General features: G+C 70.2%; 17 protein-coding genes. 9 read left to right on the plus strand and 8 right to left on the minus strand.

Annotated features, from left to right (window positions below; all coding sequences use genetic code 11):
- Positions 1–22 precede the first annotated feature (22 nt).
- Positions 23–1,435 carry a PIN-like domain-containing protein gene (locus tag LE548_RS09720; protein ID WP_225096446.1) on the minus strand — a complete coding sequence of 471 codons (1,413 nt, stop codon included), beginning with the start codon at positions 1,433–1,435 and terminating at the stop codon, positions 23–25.
- A 151-nt stretch (positions 1,436–1,586) separates the two neighbouring features.
- Positions 1,587–2,606 carry a hypothetical protein gene (locus LE548_RS09725; RefSeq protein WP_225096271.1) on the minus strand — a complete coding sequence of 340 codons (1,020 nt, stop codon included), beginning with the start codon at positions 2,604–2,606 and terminating at the stop codon, positions 1,587–1,589.
- 126 nt (positions 2,607–2,732) lie between these two features.
- Between LE548_RS09725 and LE548_RS09730 the strand changes: the two genes are divergently transcribed.
- Together LE548_RS09730 and LE548_RS09735 are read left to right on the plus strand one after the other, a co-directional pair.
- Positions 2,733–3,752 (plus strand): permease, encoded by a 1,020-nt coding sequence (locus LE548_RS09730; protein ID WP_374116055.1) that lies wholly within the window; start codon positions 2,733–2,735, stop codon positions 3,750–3,752.
- Positions 3,749–4,507 carry a TIGR03943 family protein gene (locus LE548_RS09735; protein WP_225096272.1) on the plus strand — a complete coding sequence of 253 codons (759 nt, stop codon included), beginning with the start codon at positions 3,749–3,751 and terminating at the stop codon, positions 4,505–4,507. Before LE548_RS09730 ends, LE548_RS09735 begins: the two co-directional genes overlap by 4 nt.
- On the opposite strand, the gene LE548_RS09740 is transcribed toward LE548_RS09735, so the two are convergent.
- Complete coding sequence (locus tag LE548_RS09740) at positions 4,497–5,972, minus strand: glycoside hydrolase (protein WP_225096273.1); 1,476 nt, start codon at positions 5,970–5,972, stop codon at positions 4,497–4,499. The genes LE548_RS09735 and LE548_RS09740 overlap by 11 nt on opposite strands.
- 248 nt (positions 5,973–6,220) lie before the next feature.
- Here LE548_RS09740 and LE548_RS09745 point away from each other — a divergent pair, with 248 nt between their 5' ends.
- Positions 6,221–7,030, plus strand: a complete 810-nt coding sequence (locus tag LE548_RS09745; protein WP_225096274.1) for a class E sortase — start codon at positions 6,221–6,223, stop codon at positions 7,028–7,030.
- A 13-nt stretch (positions 7,031–7,043) separates the two neighbouring features.
- Here the strand turns inward: LE548_RS09745 and LE548_RS09750 are convergent, their stop codons facing one another.
- Positions 7,044–8,447 carry an MFS transporter gene (locus tag LE548_RS09750; protein WP_225096275.1) on the minus strand — a complete coding sequence of 468 codons (1,404 nt, stop codon included), beginning with the start codon at positions 8,445–8,447 and terminating at the stop codon, positions 7,044–7,046.
- A 126-nt stretch (positions 8,448–8,573) separates the two neighbouring features.
- On the opposite strand from LE548_RS09750, the gene LE548_RS09755 reads away from it, so the two are divergent.
- The 4 genes from LE548_RS09755 to LE548_RS09770 all read left to right on the plus strand — a co-directional run bounded on the left by LE548_RS09755 (position 8,574) and on the right by LE548_RS09770 (position 11,317).
- Complete coding sequence (locus LE548_RS09755; protein ID WP_263635929.1) at positions 8,574–9,122, plus strand: helix-turn-helix domain-containing protein; 549 nt, start codon at positions 8,574–8,576, stop codon at positions 9,120–9,122.
- 55 nt (positions 9,123–9,177) lie between these two features.
- Positions 9,178–9,489 carry a DUF6412 domain-containing protein gene (locus LE548_RS09760; RefSeq protein WP_225096276.1) on the plus strand — a complete coding sequence of 104 codons (312 nt, stop codon included), beginning with the start codon at positions 9,178–9,180 and terminating at the stop codon, positions 9,487–9,489.
- Positions 9,490–9,605: 116 nt separating this feature from the next.
- Positions 9,606–10,331: a YidC/Oxa1 family membrane protein insertase gene (locus LE548_RS09765; protein ID WP_225096277.1), complete on the plus strand. Its 726-nt coding sequence runs from the start codon at positions 9,606–9,608 to the stop codon at positions 10,329–10,331.
- Positions 10,332–10,459: 128 nt separating this feature from the next.
- Positions 10,460–11,317, plus strand: coding sequence for a fumarylacetoacetate hydrolase family protein (locus LE548_RS09770; RefSeq protein WP_225096278.1), 858 nt, complete (start codon positions 10,460–10,462; stop codon positions 11,315–11,317).
- 126 nt (positions 11,318–11,443) lie between these two features.
- On the opposite strand, the gene LE548_RS09775 is transcribed toward LE548_RS09770, so the two are convergent.
- Both LE548_RS09775 and LE548_RS45980 read right to left on the minus strand, forming a co-directional pair.
- Positions 11,444–12,316 carry an LLM class F420-dependent oxidoreductase gene (locus tag LE548_RS09775; RefSeq protein ID WP_225096279.1) on the minus strand — a complete coding sequence of 291 codons (873 nt, stop codon included), beginning with the start codon at positions 12,314–12,316 and terminating at the stop codon, positions 11,444–11,446.
- A gap of 124 nt (positions 12,317–12,440) precedes the next feature.
- Positions 12,441–12,650, minus strand: coding sequence for an Arc family DNA-binding protein (locus tag LE548_RS45980; RefSeq protein ID WP_308030111.1), 210 nt, complete (start codon positions 12,648–12,650; stop codon positions 12,441–12,443).
- A gap of 17 nt (positions 12,651–12,667) precedes the next feature.
- On the opposite strand from LE548_RS45980, the gene LE548_RS09785 reads away from it, so the two are divergent.
- A complete protein-coding gene (locus LE548_RS09785; protein ID WP_225096280.1) occupies positions 12,668–13,888 on the plus strand; it encodes an RNA-guided endonuclease TnpB family protein in 1,221 nt (406 codons plus the stop codon).
- A gap of 35 nt (positions 13,889–13,923) precedes the next feature.
- On the opposite strand, the gene LE548_RS09790 is transcribed toward LE548_RS09785, so the two are convergent.
- Positions 13,924–14,418, minus strand: a complete 495-nt coding sequence (locus tag LE548_RS09790; RefSeq protein WP_225096281.1) for a heme-degrading domain-containing protein — start codon at positions 14,416–14,418, stop codon at positions 13,924–13,926.
- Positions 14,418–15,488: a Gfo/Idh/MocA family oxidoreductase gene (locus LE548_RS09795; protein WP_225096282.1), complete on the minus strand. Its 1,071-nt coding sequence runs from the start codon at positions 15,486–15,488 to the stop codon at positions 14,418–14,420. The genes LE548_RS09790 and LE548_RS09795 overlap by 1 nt, the downstream gene beginning before the upstream one ends.
- Before the next feature lie 60 nt (positions 15,489–15,548).
- On the opposite strand from LE548_RS09795, the gene LE548_RS09800 reads away from it, so the two are divergent.
- Positions 15,549–16,715 carry an ROK family transcriptional regulator gene (locus LE548_RS09800; RefSeq protein ID WP_225096283.1) on the plus strand — a complete coding sequence of 389 codons (1,167 nt, stop codon included), beginning with the start codon at positions 15,549–15,551 and terminating at the stop codon, positions 16,713–16,715.
- Positions 16,716–16,850 lie beyond the last annotated feature (135 nt).

Raw genomic sequence — 16,850 nt, forward strand, 5'->3', positions numbered from 1 at the left:
GACCACTTAACGCGATCGATATTCAATCGCTGAGTGTTGTTTTGTCAGCTTGTCGAGCAGCGAGTCGCTGCATGAGGAGCCGGTCTGCTTCGCTCGCTGAATTGACGGCTTGCACAAACCACGGAGAAATCCAGGAGTGCACGCGGTAGGGCCATTCGCCCTGCTTGAGTACATCACCAGGTAGCCACTCGGGCCCGGGGCGTCGACTAGATCGCACTGCGGCAAGCACTTCCACCGGAGGCTCGCCATTCTCGGTCTGACGTTGGCCGAGTTCTGCAGTCACTCCAATCAGCCACCATTGGAAGGGTCTATGATCTGCGGATTCCACAAGGCGGCGTATCGACCCCGTCGTGAGGCCGGCAGCTCTGTAAGCGGCTAGTGCAAGCCCGTCCGGAGGATCGATGAATGCACAGGTGCTCTGGGTCACGGGTTCGGGTGTCTGAGACTTGTCTGCTGCTATGGCTTCTGCCGCACGGTCGATCTCTTCGTAGGTAGTCTGGGTCAGCTGCACTTCTGGCTTCAGGAACTGGTTGATACCTTCGAAGAACGTTCGCGGTTCTTCCAGGCGGAATTCTGCCTGTGAACGGAGCCTCAGTTCATCAAATAGAGTTGGCCAAGGACGTTTCGCCCGCCCCTGTTCCGCCTTCTGGTACCAGTCTTCTTTGCTCTCAGAGAGCCCGTCTGACGTTACAAGGAGGACGCGTCGTGACGCGCCGAGCGTGGCTGCCTTCTCAAGGATTTCGGCCCAGATGAGATAATCGCCGGCTGCTTCGAGTGGCGTTCCCTTTCCCCAGTCGGAAAATCCGGGTGGAATTCGATTGGGGAATCGATACGCGGATGCCTCGTTGACTCGCTGCTGAACTACGTCCGGTGGAGTCGGTTTTGCGACGCGATCTCCATAGAGAGCGGCAATGCGAGGTAGTATTGGATCGTTGGTTTCGATCGAGTTCAGGCGAACGTCTTGTTCGTCCTTTAGATGTTGGACGTGTTGCTTTAGCAGTGTGCGCCATTCTTCAAGCCGTTCATCGATGGCTTGATTGTTGATTTGTTTATCGAGAGCGGCGCTTGCTTCCTCGTCCTGGGCGTATTTTTCAAGGAGGTCTTTTACGAAGCTGCTGGCCTCGATAACTGCTTGTCGGGCCCTTTGGAGTTTTTTATTGAGAGCGTCGGGAGCTTCCCCGAGTGCCTTCACGCGGTTGGCGATTACGCGGTGTCTCCCACGGGTGAACTCAAGTGCTACTTGGTGGGGGAGCCAGAGTCGGGGGGCTATCTGTTCGAGTGAAGCAAACACCTGTTCTCGTGCTGCGGGTGTGTACTCGTACAGGCTAAGCAAAATGTTCGTGTCGAGAACTACGAGGCCGTCGGTGAAGAATGTCTCCCGCTCATCCTCATCCATGCCCCCGTTAGGCATGAGCCAGGCTCGGTATTGCTTCACCAAGGGTAGATCCCCGTGGTTCACAGCGCCCCCACGTTTCTGATGTACGTCTGCTCATTCTCAAGAGGGGATGTGGCGCTGGTCAAGGCGGGCCTCGTGATTGGCCCTGCTTAACGTGCTACCCGTACACCCCCTGCTGCGGTTGTTGTGCCTATTGGGCATCGACTCCGTGGCACTCGCTATATCCCTGGCCTGCCCCACACCAACACCCCGCCCCCCTCTCCGGCGGCCAAGCCACCGCCCGTCCCCGCGCAGCCAGCGTCGTAGCGTACTGCGGCAGCAGCGTCACGTCCCCCGGCGACGACCCCTCCGACGCTGCGAAGGCCTCGTACGACGGGACCGTGCCCGTGACGATGCCCAGGTTCCCCGTGCCCGAGGCGGACAGCTCGCGCAGCGAGGACTCTATGGTCGACAGGTGGTCCTCGTGGGAGGGGTACTCCGCGGACAGGGTCGGGTACGCCGACGTCAGTTCTGTCAGTTCCGCAGCCGGCCAGTGCAGGACCGCTACCGGGAAGGGGCGGGAGAGGGCCTCCCTGTAGGCACCCAGTTCGGCTTGGAGGCGGGAGATTTCGGCGGCCAGTTCGGCGGGGTTGTCGGAGCCGAGGGACCAGACGCGTTTGGGGTCGTGGAGTTCGTCCAGGGAGACCGAGGAGGAGTGGAGGGTGTCCGCCAGGTCGTCCCAGGTGTCGTGGGGGAGGCCGCGCATGCGGCGGACGCGGTGGCGGCCGTAGAGGAGGGGGTGGACGGCAGAAGGGGGCTCTGAATCGGTCGGCAGGAGCAGGCTTGCTGCCTGCGTGAACGTCTCTTCCGCCGTCTCCAGCTCGTCGTGCGACTCCAGGGACTCCGCGATGATCAGCCAGGGGGCCGGGTCGCGGGGGGATGCTGTGCGGAGGCCGTCGATGATCGCCCTTGCCTCCGCCTCGTGGCCGTACTCCCAGAGGTTCGAGGCCTTCAGGGCGCGGATCAGGGCGGGGTTGTCCAGCTCTTGCGCGGAGGTCAGCAGGCGGTCGTAGAGGGCCGTCGCGGCGGGGCGGTCGCCGGACAGTTCCAGGTGGGCCGCTGCGCGCAGGAGCAGGGCCTCGGCGTCCTCCGGGTACAGGCCGGCGGTTCGCTCCAGGCGTGCCGCTTCGGCGGTGTGGTCGACGTTCTCGGCAGGCGTGTCGGGGCGCATGGGGGACACCGTACTGCCGCGCGCTGACAAAAGTGAGGCGCGGAGGGGGCGTACAGGAAGGCCCGCTATCGTCGTGCGGGAACTCAGATGTGTGCATCCGGTGGGGGTGGCGTGCAGAACGCTGATGTGCTGGTCCATGACGACAGTGATCAGCAGGGTGCCGGGGGGCGGGGGGAGCAGAGTGCCGCGCCGCCTCCGTACTGGCCCTTGCTGCTCGTCTGTGCTGCCGTTGTGCCCGGTGCCCTGCTGTATATCGCCGGGCGGTGGGGGGATGCTCCTGCCGTGCAGGCCTGGCGGACCGTCTGTCTCGCCGTGACCGTGCAGGCCCTGCCCTTTCTGCTGCTCGGGACCGCTCTGTCCGGGGCGATCAATGCGTTTGTGCCTGAGCGGGTGTTCCAGCGGTTCCTGCCGCGCAGGCCGCTGCTCGCTGTTCCGGTGGCCGGGGTCGCCGGGGTCGTGCTGCCGGGGTGTGAGTGTGCGTCCGTGCCCGTCGCCAGCAGTCTCATCGGGCGAGGGGTTCCGCCGGCCGCCGCGTTCGCTTTCCTGTTGTCCGCGCCCGCCATCAATCCCGTTGTTCTGACCGCCACCGCGATCGCGTTTCCCGGGCAGCCCGCCATGGTGCTGGCCCGGCTGGTCGCCTCGCTCGCCACCGCCGTCGTCATGGGCTGGCTGTGGCTGCGGTTCGGGCGGGCGGAGTGGCTCAGGCCCGCGGTACGGCAGCACACCGGGCATCAGGACGGCCGTAGCCGGTGGGACGAGTTCCGGCGCGGCTTCCAGCACGACTTTCTGCACGCCGGCGGGTTTCTCGTGCTCGGGGCCATGGCGGCGGCCACCTTCAATGTGGCCGTTCCGCGCTCCGTGCTCGACGCCTTCGCCGGGTCGCCCTGGCTGTCCGTGCTGTTCCTGGCCGGGCTCGCCGTGGTGCTGGCCGTGTGTTCCGAGGCCGATGCGTTTCTCGCCGCCTCCCTCACCGGGTCCCCGGCGGTGGCGCGGCTGGCGTTCATGGTCGTCGGGCCCATGGTCGACCTGAAGCTCATCGCGCTTCAGGCGGGGACCTTCGGGCGGGCCTTCGCCGTGCGGTTCTCCGCCGCCACCGTTGTCGTCGCCGTCGCGTGCAGCGCGCTGATCGGGGGGTTCCTGCTGTGAAACGGTCCGCTGCAAAAAGGTGGCTTCAGGCGGGGCTGCTCCTGCTCTGCGGGCTCGGGCTGCTCCACGTCTCCCTCGTCACCGACATCTGCCTGCGGTACGTCAAGGAGAGCATGCGGCCCCTGCTCATCGCCTCCGGAGTCGTCCTCGTCGTCCTGGGGATCGCCAGTGCCCTCCTCGATCGGCAGAGGGGGCACGAGGAGCACAAAAGCCACGACCACGGGCACGATCACTCCGCCCTCCCCCGCGTCTCCTGGCTGCTCCTCCTCCCCGCGCTCAGCCTGCTCGTCTACGCCCCGCCCGCCCTCGGCGCCTACACCGCCGCCCGGCAGCCGGCCAAGGTCATCACCCAGCGCAGCTCCTTCGATCCGCTGCCGAGTACCTCCCCGCTGCCCATGACCCTCTCCGACTTCACCAGCCGGGTGCAGCAGGACCGCGGGCAGGCCATCGAGGGGCGGACCGTCCTGATGACCGGGATTGTCACCCCCCGTGGGGACGGCAGTTGGGATCTGACGCGGATCATCATCAGCTGCTGCGCGGCGGACGCCCAGTCCGTGAAGGTGCGGATCTACGGCGGCGGTCCGGTGCCGTCCGCGAACACCTGGGTGTCGGTCACCGGGGCCTGGCACCCGGGCGGCACGCTCGGCACCGGGTCCGCGGCCGTCGCGCTGGACGCCCGCACGGTCGAGAAGATCCCCCGGCCCCTCAACGGCTACCAGGACGCCCTGCCGCCGCCCTCGACCATCACACGGTGACCCCGTCCACCTGGAGGGTCTGCACCGACTTCGCCGCGAAGGGGACCGAGATCGACTTGCCGGACAGGTACGTGTCCGAGTGGGCCGTGTAGAGGTCCGAGCCGCCGGTCGTGACCGTGTTCCAGCGGGGGACCAGGCCGCCCGAGCCGCCCGTCACCGAGGAGAAGGACGACAGGTCGAACGTCAGGGTCGTAGCGGAAGTGGATGTGTTCGCGGCCACGATCACCAGGCGGTTCGCCGACCTGTCCAGCGCCGCGACCGCGTAGCTGACTCCCGTGTCCAGGATCGTCATGCCCGGCCGGATGTGGCGGGTGAACTGGGCCAGCGTGTAGTACTTCGTCTGCACCGCGCCCGGCTGGAGGGTGGAGGCGTCGTAGGCGATCGTCGCCCAGCCCGAGCTGGGGTCCATGACCTGCCAGTACACCCAGGCCGTGGGGTGCAGCCAGCGGAAGTCGTACAGGAGGTTGCTCGCCAGGGTCAGGCCCGTCGAGTCGCCGTCGCCGTACTCCGAGTTCCACAGGCCCTTGCCGGACGTCGTCACCACGTCCGAGTAGAGCAGGTCGCGGCGGCCGCCGGAGCCCTGGTAGCCGTGGACGTTGACCCGGTCGACGTAGCCCTTCGTCGTCGAGGAGAAGGAGCCCCAGGTGGTGCGGGCGAGGTCGTAGGTGTTCTCGTCCGACGCCGAGATCTTCGTGCCCGTCAGGCCGCGTGTGTTCAACTCGCTGCGCAGGTACGGCAGTACGGCCGCCTGGACGGTGGAGTCGATGTGGCAGCCCTCCTGCGTGCCCGTCGCCGTCCACCAGGACGAGGACGGCTCGTTGAAGGCCTCGACCGTCGTGAAGGTCACGCCCCAGTTCTGCTTCGCGTACAGCGCCACCGCGGCCAGGTGGGAGGCGTGCTGGCGGTAGTTCCAGGACTGGAGGTTGTTGCCGCCGTCCGAGGCACCGGACGGGTTGTGGTTGTAGCACATCCACCACATGGGCGAGTTGGCGAACAGCTCGCTGATCGCGCCGCGCTGGGTCGCCTTCACCAGCATCGCGCGCTGGGTCGCGTCCGCCGTCCACTTGAAGGACGAGGAGGTGGGGTCCTCGCTCGTCCAGTCCTGCCAGTACCCCTCGATCTGCTTGAACTTCGGGATGTTGGGGGAGGCGGCCATCGTCGTGCCGTTGACGCTGTTCCAGCTGCACGCGCCCAGGTTGTAGCGGGCGATGTTCAGGCCCAGGCCGGGCAGTGACGTGCCGTTGTACGTCGTCGACTTGGTGGTGAAGAAGATGTCGGCGAAGTCGTCCCGCGTCCCGAAGACGTTCGCCCACCAGGCCAGGGAGGTGCCCCAGCCCTCCCAAGAGCCGTAGGCGGCCGATGGGTTGAGCGGGATCGTCGCGTCCGCTCGCGCGGTGCCCGTGGCCAGGGCGCTGCCCAGCAGGCCGCCGCCCGCAGCGGCCAGCAGTGTTCTCCGTCGGATCATGGTGGCTACTCCGCCTCTTCCCTCGCGGCTCCGTTGCGGCTCCGGCAGCAGGAAGCATCGGGGGTGACGGGTGAGGTTGTCGAGGGTTGTGACAGCCCTTTCTAAAACCGGTGGAGGAAGCCGAGGGGAGGCTGTTCGGCATCCCGAACCCCTTGTCGCTATGGCCAGTTGTGCGCCCTGCACCTATCCTCCGGGCGGCTCCGGGCAGTTCCGGGCGGCTCCGGCGGCTTTCGTGGAGGTGGGTACGGATGACGGCATTGTCCGGCGTGCGCGTCGTACGGCACAGCGACCGTCGTCGGCGTGCCCGGCGGCGGAGGGTGCTGTGGGGCGGGGGCGAGGCGCTCGTCACCGTCGGGGTGCTGCTCATGCTGCTGGTGGTGCACCAGTTGTGGTGGACCAACCTGGAGGCGCGGCGCGGTGCCGAACGGCAGGTGGCGGACCTGGAGCGGGAGTGGGGCGCCCCGGGTGCCCTAGGCACCCCGGGGTCCGGTACCGCCGGAGGGGTCCCCTCGGTCGCCCCCTCCGGCACTCCCTCCGGCTCACCCACGGCCGTCCCGTCGCGCGCACCCCGGTCGTCGTACGTCCCCGTCGCAGCCGTCCCCCAAAGCTCCCAGGCGTACGCCGTCCTCGACATCCCCCGGCTCGGGCTGCGGGTGCCCATCGCCGAGGGGGTGAGCAAGGCCGATGTCCTCAACAAGGGGTACGTCGGCCATTACCCAGGGACCGGTCAGCCGGGCCAGGCCGGGAACTTCGCGCTCGCCGGGCATCGGAACACGCACGGCGAGCCCTTCCGGTATCTGCCCCGGCTGCGGCGCGGGGACGACATCGAGGTGGAGACGCGGACGGCGACGTACACCTACGACGTCGACCAGATCCTGCCGCAGACCTCGGCGTCGGACTCGGGGGTCGTCCGGCCCGTCCCGCGCTCTCTCGTGCGGCCGTCCTACGGGTACGACACCCCCGGCTACTACATCACCCTGACCACCTGCACCCCCGAGTTCACCTCCCGGTACCGGATGGTGGTCTGGGGGAAGCTGGTGTCCATGCGGCCCAGGTGAGCCACCCGCAGATTCAGCGGTGCTCCCGCAGCACCACCACACTCACCGCCCCCACCGCCGCCAGCCCCGCCGACACCGCCAGGGCGAGATTCGCGCCGTGGGCCAGATCGCCGGAGGAGGTGGCGAGGGCGATGGTCAGGGCGACGCCGGCGCAGGAGCCGATGTAGCGGAAGGTCTGCTGGGCGCCGGAGCCCATCGCGGCGCGTTCGCGCGGGACCGAGTCCACGGCGAGCAGCGGCAGCGCGCCGTTGAGCAGGCCGCTGCCCACTCCGCCGATGATCAGGCCGGGCAGCAGCCGCGTCCAGGAGCCGGAGCCGAGGGCGCCGAGCATGGTCAGTACGGCGATGGCGTGGAGCGTGAAGCCGACGGCCAGCTGGGTGCGCGGGGCGATGCGGCCGGCCAGGTGTTTGACCTGGAGGGCGACCGCGAAGCTCAGCCCGGCCCAGATCAGGAACAGCCAGGCGGTGTTCATGGGGGACAGGTGCACCGTCTGCTGGAGCAGGGTCGGCAGGAAGCTGAAGATGCTGATCACCGCGAGTCCGGTGAACAGGCCGCCGGCCGACGAGGCCAGGAAGGGGGTGTGGCGCAGCAGGCCCAGGTCGATCATCGGCGTGCGGGTCCGGCGTTCCACCGCCACGAAGAGCGCGATCAGGAGGACGGCCGCGGCGAAGAGGAGGCCGACGGGGGTGCGCAGCCAGCCGTCCCGGCCCAGGGTCAGGGCCGCGACCAGGGAGACGAGGGCCAGGCCGAAGGTCAGCGCGCCCAGCACGTCCGGGCGGCCGCCGCGCGGGGCGCGGGACTCGCTGAGCGTGCGGGTGCCGAGGGCGGCCACGACGAGGGCTGCGGCGCCGAGGACGCCGTACGCCATCCGCCAGCTCGGCATCGCGCCCGAGACCAGCGGGCCGGCCGCGATGCCGCCGCTGACGAAGGCGCCCCAGACGCCGGTCGCGTGCAGGCGGCCGCGCGGGGAGGGGAAGGCCGCCACCAGCAGGCCCAGGCTGCTCGCGAGGAGCGCCGCGCAGGCCGCGCCCTGGGCGATGCGGGCGAGGGTGAACTGCCAGGTCGACGTCGTGAAGGCGCCGAGGGCGGTGGTGAGGCCGAGGGCCAGGGTGCCGCTGAGGAAGAGCCGGCGGCGGCCGTAGTCGTCGGCGAGGCTGCCGGCCACCAGCAGGAGGGCGGCGAGGCCGAGCGGGGTGCCGTTCAGCAGCCAGGCCTGGCCGGACAGGGGGGTGTGCAGGGCCCTCGCGGTGTCCGGGAGCGTGACCATCGGGGCCGTGTACGTCATCAGCGCCACGGCGGTGGCCGCGCTGGTCAGGGCGAGGGTGGCCCGGGGGCGTGCCGGGGCGTCCCGGGTGGTCCCGGTGCCGGTGTCGGTACCGGTGGCTGCGGGGGTGGTGGCGGAGTCGAGCCCGGTCATGGCAGGTCCTGTCCCTCCGGGGCGTGAAGGCTCAGTTCGGTCATTGAACCTAGCTGTCCCGGCCACCGTAACACGGTAGGTTCGGTCACCGAACCAAGGAGTCGGAAAGTGGCTACAGTGGAGGGCATGGCACTGGGCAAGGACTACGCGACACAGGAGTGCTCGATCGCGCGCGCACTGGAGATCGTCGGCGAGCGCTGGACGCTGCTCGTCGTCCGGGACGCGCTGTACGGCGTGCGGCGCTACAACGACTTCCTGGCCCACCTCGGCATCCCGCGCGCCGTCCTGGCCGCCCGGCTGCAGACGCTGACCGCCGAGGGCATCCTCGAAAAGCGCCGGTACCAGCAGTCGCCGCCCCGCGACGAGTACGTCCTCACCGAGCGCGGCATCGCCCTGTGGCCCACCCTGCGCGCCCTCGGCCTGTGGGGCCGCGAGCACTTCACGGACGCCCAGCTGCGCGTCTTCCGGCACGTGGACTGCGGCACCGAACTCGGGCCGTACGGCGAATGTCCCGTGTGCCGGGCCGCCGTACCGGTCGGGGACGTGGTCATGCATCCCGGTCCGGGCCTCGACCGGGATCCGGCCGACCCGGTCAGCCGGGCCCTGCTGAAGCCGAAGCGGCTGCTGGAGCCCTTGGAGCCCCTGGACGTGCCGGGACAGGAGGCTCGGGTATAAAGGGCTGAAGGCCGGACGGATGCCGGTGGTTGCTCACGGGGAGGGAGGGGACCGGATGAGACGCGGATTCGTGTCGTCGCGTGCGGTCGCCTCGCTGCTGCTCGTACTGCTGCCCGTCCTGCTGCTCGACACCGGCAACCTCTCCGCGACCGTGGCGCTGGCCGCGACCGCCGCCGCCGGTTCCGCGCTCTCCGCCTGCGCCCTCCTCGCCGCCCGCAGCGCGCCGGCCGTTCCGCCCACGCGCGTGCGCACGGCGATCCGGGACCGGGCCAGACGTACGGCCTTCCTGCCCCAGCGTGATCCCGACGCGCCCGGCCGCCGCCGGCCCAGGGCACCCGGGCGCGCCCTTCCGGCGACCGCCGCGTAGGGCACGTACTCCTCTCCTGTATTCGTGACCCCGCGCGGGTCGTCATGCCGTTCTGATCATCTCCTTTCCGGCCATGTCCGGACTTCGGCACGACGAGACCCCCGGAGGGCTCACCCATGTCCGTCTTCGCTGTCTTCGCCCGCCTGGTCGAGCATCTCGCCGACCTGCTGACCCCGCTGTTCCAGGCCTCCGCGGCCGCCGCCGCGATCGTCCTGTTCACCGCGCTCGTACGACTCCTCGTCCACCCCCTGTCCCGCGCCGCAGCCCGTGGCCAGCGGGCGCGGGCCGCGCTCCAGCCGCGCATCGCCGAGCTGCGCGAGAAGCACGCCAAGGATCCGCAGCGGCTCCAGCGGGCGGTGCTGGAACTGCACGCCGAGGAGAAGGTCTCACCGCTCTCCGGCTGCCTGCCGAGCCTGCTCCAGATGCCCGCCTTCTTCCTCCTCTACCGCCTCTTCTCCACCTCCACGATCGGCGGCCGGGCCAACGGCCTGCTCGCGCACCGGCTGTTCGCGGCACCGCTCGGCGGACGCTGGGCCGACGCGCTCGCCGACGGCGGTCCGTTCGGCCCGGCCGGGCTGGTGTACCTCGGCCTCTTCGTGCTCGTCGCGGCCGTCGCCGCCTTCAACTACCGCCGCACCAAGCGGATGATGGCCACCGGCCCGGCCGCCGCGAGCGCGGGGGACGGCGCGCAGGTACCGGGCCTCGGCGCGGTCAACAAGGTCATGCCGTTCATGTCGTTCTTCACGCTCGTCACCGTGGCGGTCGTCCCGCTCGCCGCCGCGCTGTACGTGGTCACCAGCACGACGTGGAGCGCGGTGGAACGGGCCGTCCTCTACCCGTAAGGGGCCTGGTTACGGTCCAGTACGTGAACAAGGTCTTGCGGAGTGGACCGGGTGATTGGAGGATCAGCCAAGTCCTCCGATGGCTGCACACGTCGGCCGGGCGCCCGCGATCGAAGGAGAAGGTGACCATGAAGCTGCTGCGAGTCGGTACGGCGGGAGCGGAGCGGCCCGCGCTGCTCGACGCCGAGGGAACCCTCAGAGACCTCTCGGGAATCGTGGCCGACATCGACGGCGAGCTCCTCGCCGACGCGGCCGCGCTCGGCCGGGTACGGGCCGCCGCCGAGTCCGGCGAGCTGCCGGTCCTCGACGCGACCGGGCTGCGGATCGGACCGCCGCTCGGCCGCATCGGCAAGATCGTGTGCATCGGGCTCAACTACCACGACCACGCCCGCGAGACCGGCGCCGAACCGCCCGCCGAGCCGGTCGTCTTCTTCAAGGCGCCGGACACGGTCGTCGGGCCGAACGACACCGTGCTCGTCCCTCGCGGCTCCCGCAAGACCGACTGGGAGGTGGAGCTGGCCGTCGTCATCGGGCGTACGGCCCGCTACGTCGAGTCGGCCGAGGAGGCCTTGGGGCACGTCGCGGGGTACGCCGTCGCGCACGACGTCTCCGAGCGGGAGTTCCAGATCGAGCGGGGCGGGACCTGGGACAAGGGCAAGAACTGCGAGACGTTCAATCCGCTCGGGCCCTGGCTGGTGACGGCCGACGAGGTCGCCGACCCGCAGGACCTCTCGCTGAGGCTGTGGGTCAACGGCGAGCTGAAGCAGGACGGCATGACGGCCGAGCAGATCTTCCCGGTGGGCGAAGTCGTGCGGTACGTCAGCCAGTTCATGACCCTCTACCCCGGGGACGTCATCAACACGGGGACGCCGGCGGGGGTCGCGATGGGACGGCCCGAGCCCAAGCCGTATCTCCGCGCCGGGGATGTGGTGGAGCTGGAGATCGCCGGGCTCGGCCGTCAGCGCCAGGAACTGAAGGACGCGTAGGCGCTCCGCTGGAGGGCCGGGGAACTGCGGTTTCGTTGTCGGGTGCGGGTGATTCGTGGCTGGCCGCGCCCACGCGGCGGAGCCGCATATCAAACACAGCCCCGCCCCCCTTCGGGGCGCTGCCCCTCACTTCAGTAGATCGGCCAGCCTGCGCCACTCCTCCCTCGGCAGCGCCTCCCTCGCGCCGCCGGTGACGATCTGCAGGGCCACGTGGTCCGCGCCGGCCTGGTGGAAGGTGTCGATGCGGTCGCGGACATGGTTCTCGTCGCCCCAGGCGAAGACCGCGTCGACCAGGCGGTCGCTGCCGCCGTCGGCCAGGTCGTCCTCGGTGAAGCCGAGGCGCAGGAAGCTGTTGGTGTAGTTCGGCAGGGCGAGGTACATCGAGAGGGTCCCGCGGGCCAGGGTGCGGGCCCGGTCCGGGTCGGGCTCCAGGACCACCTTCAGCTCGGGCGCCAGCAGCGGGCCCTCGCCCAGGATCTCGCGGGCCTGGGCGGTGTGCTCGGCGGTGGTCAGGTACGGCACCGCGCCCGCCGCCCGCTCGCCGGACAGCTCCAGGATCTTCGGGCCGAGGGCGGCCAGCACCCGGCGCCCCGCGGGCACCCCGGCCGCGTCCAGCGCGTCGAGGTAGTCGACCAGCGCCGCGTACGGGCGGCGGTACTGCTCGGCGAGCTTGGCGTGGCTCACGCCGAGGCCGAGCACGAAGCGGCCGGGGTGGGCCGCCTCCACCTCGGCGAAGGCCGCCGCGCTGATCTCCGCGTCGTACTGCCAGATGCTCTGGATGCTGGTGCCGACGGTGAGGCGGTCGGTCCCCTCCAGGAGCGGTACGGCGTGCGGGGCGGCGCTGCTGCCGCCCAGCCATACGGCGCCGAAGCCGAGTTCCTCCAACTCGGCTGCCGCTTCTGCGAGTTCACCGCGCCGGGCGGGATCCTCCGACCGCAGACCGATGTTCCAGATGCCGTACCGGCCGATGCTGTCCTTCAAGGTGCTCGCGGTGCTCATGGGGTGTCCCTCCGGATGAGGCCTTGATCGTCTGATCGTCACGTCTGCAGCCATTCCCAACCGGAGGGATCCCGCCACGAATTCCCGGCAGGTGTCACCTGGTAACCGGAGGATGTCCCGGCCTTCAGGCCGGGGAGGAATCCGGCTTCCCGCGTGGCGGAGCAGGGTGAGCCTGATCGCTGCCAGGGCGATCAGGCGTCCCGGAAGACGTGGTGGCGAGAGCAACCTCAAGCAGATGCAGGATCTCGGAGTTGATGGACCGCCGGTCGGCAGCCGCCTGAGCGGTGAGCCGGGCGTGGAGATCTTCGGGAAGGCGCAACGCGAAGCGAATCATGATGCTACGGTAACCGCATGACGACATCATCGGTAGCCGAGATCGCCGGGTATGCCCGGTGGACGTTCCGGCTGCGCGTGTCGTCCACCGCCCACACTGCGCTGATGACGGAATGGGACCGCTGCCGCTGGATCTGGAATGAATGCGTCGCCAAGTCCAAGGCCGTACACCTGCGCAACAAGGCCACCGGAGACAAGCAGACGTGCGGCCCGGCGCAGCTCGACAAGATGCTGACCCAGGCCCGTGCCCGCACCCCGTGGCTGCGCGAGGGCAGTTCGGTCCCGCAGCAGCAGCTCATCCGTGACTTCGGCAAGTCCCGCGCCAAGGCACAGAAGGACATCAAGGACCGGCTGCCCCCGCACCGCCGCGCGGGGATGCCCGCGTACAAGAAGAAGCGCGAAGCCGACCCGAGCCTGAACTACACCAAGCGCGGCTTCCGCCTGAAGGACGGACGACTGCACCTGGCGGGCGGGATCACCCTGACGGTCGTGTGGTCCCGCGGTCTTCCTGCCGACCCATCCAGCGTCCGTGTCTATCGGGACGGTGTCGGCTACTGGTACGCGTCCTTCGTGGTTCCCGCCCCCGTCGAACCGCTGCCGCGAACCGGTGCGGTGATCGGCATCGATTGGGGCGTGACCCAGACCGCGTCCACCACCTCCGACGCCCACGACCTGCACCATGCCCAGCACGGGAAGAAGGCCCGGGCGAAGCTGACCCGGTACGACCGGATGATGGCCCGCCGCAAACCGAAGAAGGGCCACGCCGGATCGAAAGGCTACCGGGAGGCGAAGAAGTGGCGGGCGAAGACCTACGCGAAGATCGCTCGGCAGCGGCAGGACACCGCCCGCAAATGGGCCAAGCGCGTTGTCGCCGACCATGATGCCCTGGCCGTCGAGGACTTCAAGCCGAAGTTCCTTGCCAGGACAACGATGGCCAAGAAGGCCGCTGACGCCGCCATCGGCGCCACCAAGCAGGCCCTGATCGAAATGGGCCGCAAGCACGGCCGTGCCGTGCACCTGGTCCACCCCGCGCACACCACGATGGACTGCGCGCAGTGCGGAGCGAGAGCCAAGCACGCACTGCCGCTGGGAATGCGTACCTACACCTGCACCGCGTGCGGGGCCGTGTCCCCCAGGGACAAGAACTCCGCACGCGTGATGCTCGTCCGGGCTGGTCTCAACCCGGCTGGTGCCGAGGGCGTAAGACCACCGGGAGCGCCGCTCCCGGAGGCTGCCTGAGCCAGGAATCCTCTCCCCTCCGGGGAGAGGGGGATTCAAACCTTCAGGAACTCTTCCAATGCCGCCACGACGAACCTGTGGTCGTCCAGCTGGGGCAGGCCGGAGACCGTCACGGCGCCGATGACGCCCACGTTCTCGACGTTGATCGGGAACGAGCCGCCGTGGGCCGCGTAGACGTCGGGGTCCAGGCGGGAGGAGTCCTCGAAGGTGGTGCCCTTGGCGCGGAAGCGGGCGCCGACGAGGTAGGAGGAGGCGCCGTAGCGCTCCACCACGCGGCGCTTGCGGGCGATCCAGGCGTCGTTGTCCGGGGTGGAGCCGGGCAGGGCCGCGTGGAAGAGCTGCTGGCCCGCGCGGTGGATGTCGATCGCGACCGGCGCCTGGCGCTCGCGGGCCAGCTCGACCAGGAGCGAGCCGAGGGCCCAGGCGTCGTCGTACGTGAACTGACGGAACACCAGGCGGCGTTCCTGTGCCGCCAGTTCCTCGACGGACGGGGTCAGTTCGGGGGTCGAGCGGGGAGTGATCTGGGGCATCAGAGGGTCACCGTCACCTTGTCCTGGGCCGAGCGGCGGGCCGCTTCGAGCACGTCGAGGGCGGCGGCCGCCTCCAGGGCGGTCACCGGGTTGGGGCCGGTACCGCGCAGGGCGTCGGCCACGGCCGCGTAGTAGGCGGGGTAGTCGCCCGGCAGGGTCGGTACGGGGGTGCCTCCGCCGGTCAGCGGGGACTCGCCGGCGCCGATACGGCCCCACAGGGGCTCGGGCTCGGCACCCCACCGCGGGCCGGGCCGCAGGCCTTCCCGCAGCGCCCCCTCCTGCGGATCCAGGCCGTACTTCACATAGCCAGCCGCCGAGCCCAGCACCCGGAAGCGCGGGCCGAGCTGAGGGGTGGTCGCGGAGACGTAGAGGTGGGAGCGGACGCCGTTCGTGTGCGTGAGGGCGATGAAGGTGTCGTCGTCGGTCTCGGCGCCGGGGCGGCGGACGTCCGCCTCGGCGTACACCTCGGCGGCCGGGCCGAACAGGACCAGGGCCTGGTCGACGACGTGGCTGCCGAGGTCGTAGAGGAGACCTCCGATCTCTGCCGGGTCGCCGGACTCGCGCCAGCCGCCCTTGGGCTGGGGCCGCCAGCGCTCGAAGCGGGACTCGAAGCGCCGTACGTCACCCAGCTCTCCTTCGGAGATCAGCTTGCGCAGGGTCAGGAAGTCGTTGTCCCAGCGGCGGTTCTGGAAGACGGACAGGAGCAGGCCGCGCTCCTCGGCGAGGGCTGCGAGGTCGCGGGCCTCGGCGGCGGTGCCGGCGAGCGGCTTGTCCACGACCACCGGCAGGCCCGCCTTGAGGGCGGTGGCGGCCAGCGGCACGTGCGTCTTGTTCGGGGACGCGATGACGACGAGGTCCAGCTCACCGGCGCGGTCGAACAGCTCCTCGGGGGTGCCGGCCGTGCGGACGTCCCCGAACTCCGACCGGGCCTGCTCCTGCCGCTCGGGGTTCGAGGTGACCACGGTGTCCAGGGCGAGGCCCTCGGTGGCGGCGATCAGCGGGGCGTGGAAGACGGAGCCGGCGAGGCCGTAGCCGATCAGGCCGACGCGGAGGGGGGTGGCAGCAGTCATGGGTTGGGCCATGCGTCCCACTTTCGCAACGCTGTTGCCAAAGTGCAAGTGGCGGGGACAATGGGTGGCGTGAACAGGACGAGGGCGAGGGCGGGGGCCGGGGCGAATCTGCGGGCGGTGCGGTCGCACAACACCGCGCTGGTGCTGGGGCTGCTGCGGGACGCCGGAGCGGGGGGCATCAGCCGGCTCGAACTCGCCGAGCGCACCGGGCTGACCCCGCAGGCCGTCAGCAAGATCACCGCGCGGCTGCGGGAGGAGGGCTTCGCCGCGGAGGCGGGACGGCGGGCCTCGACCGGGGGCAAGCCGCGGACCGTACTGCGACTGGTGCCGGAGGCCGGGCACGCGGTGGGCGTGCATCTGGACCGGGACGGGCTGCGGGCGCTGCTCGTCGATCTGGACGGGGCCGTGGTGGCGGAGCGGCGGGCGGGGCTGGATCTGGGGGCCGGGGCGGAGACGGTGCTCGGGGTGGTCGTCCGGGCGGTGGAGAGGCTGGTGGCGGATGGCCTGGGGGTGGGTGACGGGAGCCCTTCCGGTGCCGGGAGCCTTTCCGCTGCCGGGACGCTGCTCGGGGTGGGGGTGGCGTTGCCCGGACCGCTCGACCATGTGCGGGGCGTGCTGCACCGGATGACCGGCTTCCCCGAATGGGACGGCTTTCCGCTGCGGGACGCGCTGGAGGCCCGGCTGGGGGTGCCGGTGGTGGTGGACAAGGACACCAACGCCGCCGCGCTGGGGCTCTCGGTGGGCGGTGAGGGCGGATCGGGCTCCTTCGCGTATCTGCATCTCGGTACGGGGCTCGGGGCCGGGTTGGTGATCGGCGGAAGCGTGCACCGGGGGGTGCGGACCGGGGCGGGGGAGTTCGGGCACCAGGTGATCCAGCTGGACGGGCCGTTGTGCCCGTGCGGGAACCGGGGGTGCGTGGAGGTGCTGTGCCTCGGGGCCGTGGAGCGCGGGGAGCCCGGGGAGGCGGCGCGGGTGCTGGGGGTGGGAGCGGCCAATCTGGTGGGGCTGCTGGACATCGACGCGGTGCTGCTCGGGGGGCGGACGGTGGCGGGGGCGCCGGAGGTGTTTGTGCGGGGAGTCGGTGAGGTGCTGGAGGACCGGGTCCGGCGGGAGGGGCGCGGCGGGGAATCGGTACCGGTTCGCGTGGCGGCGGGCGGAGAGCGGGTCGTCGCCGAGGGGGCTGCGCAGTTGCTGTTGGGGCCGTTGTTCGGGCGGGGGGATGGGTGAGGGCCCTGTGCGAGGGCTGGGGCTCGGTCGGGTGGAGGGCGCGGGTTGGCTGGGGCTGGGCGGGGTCGCTTGCCGGGGCGTGCAGGGTGCCTCCCCCACGCTCGGCTTCTCCCCCACGCTCGGCTTCGCTCGCGC

The organism is Streptomyces sp. CoH27 (genome assembly GCF_020181035.1).
Classification (GTDB): domain Bacteria; phylum Actinomycetota; class Actinomycetes; order Streptomycetales; family Streptomycetaceae; genus Streptomyces; species Streptomyces camelliae.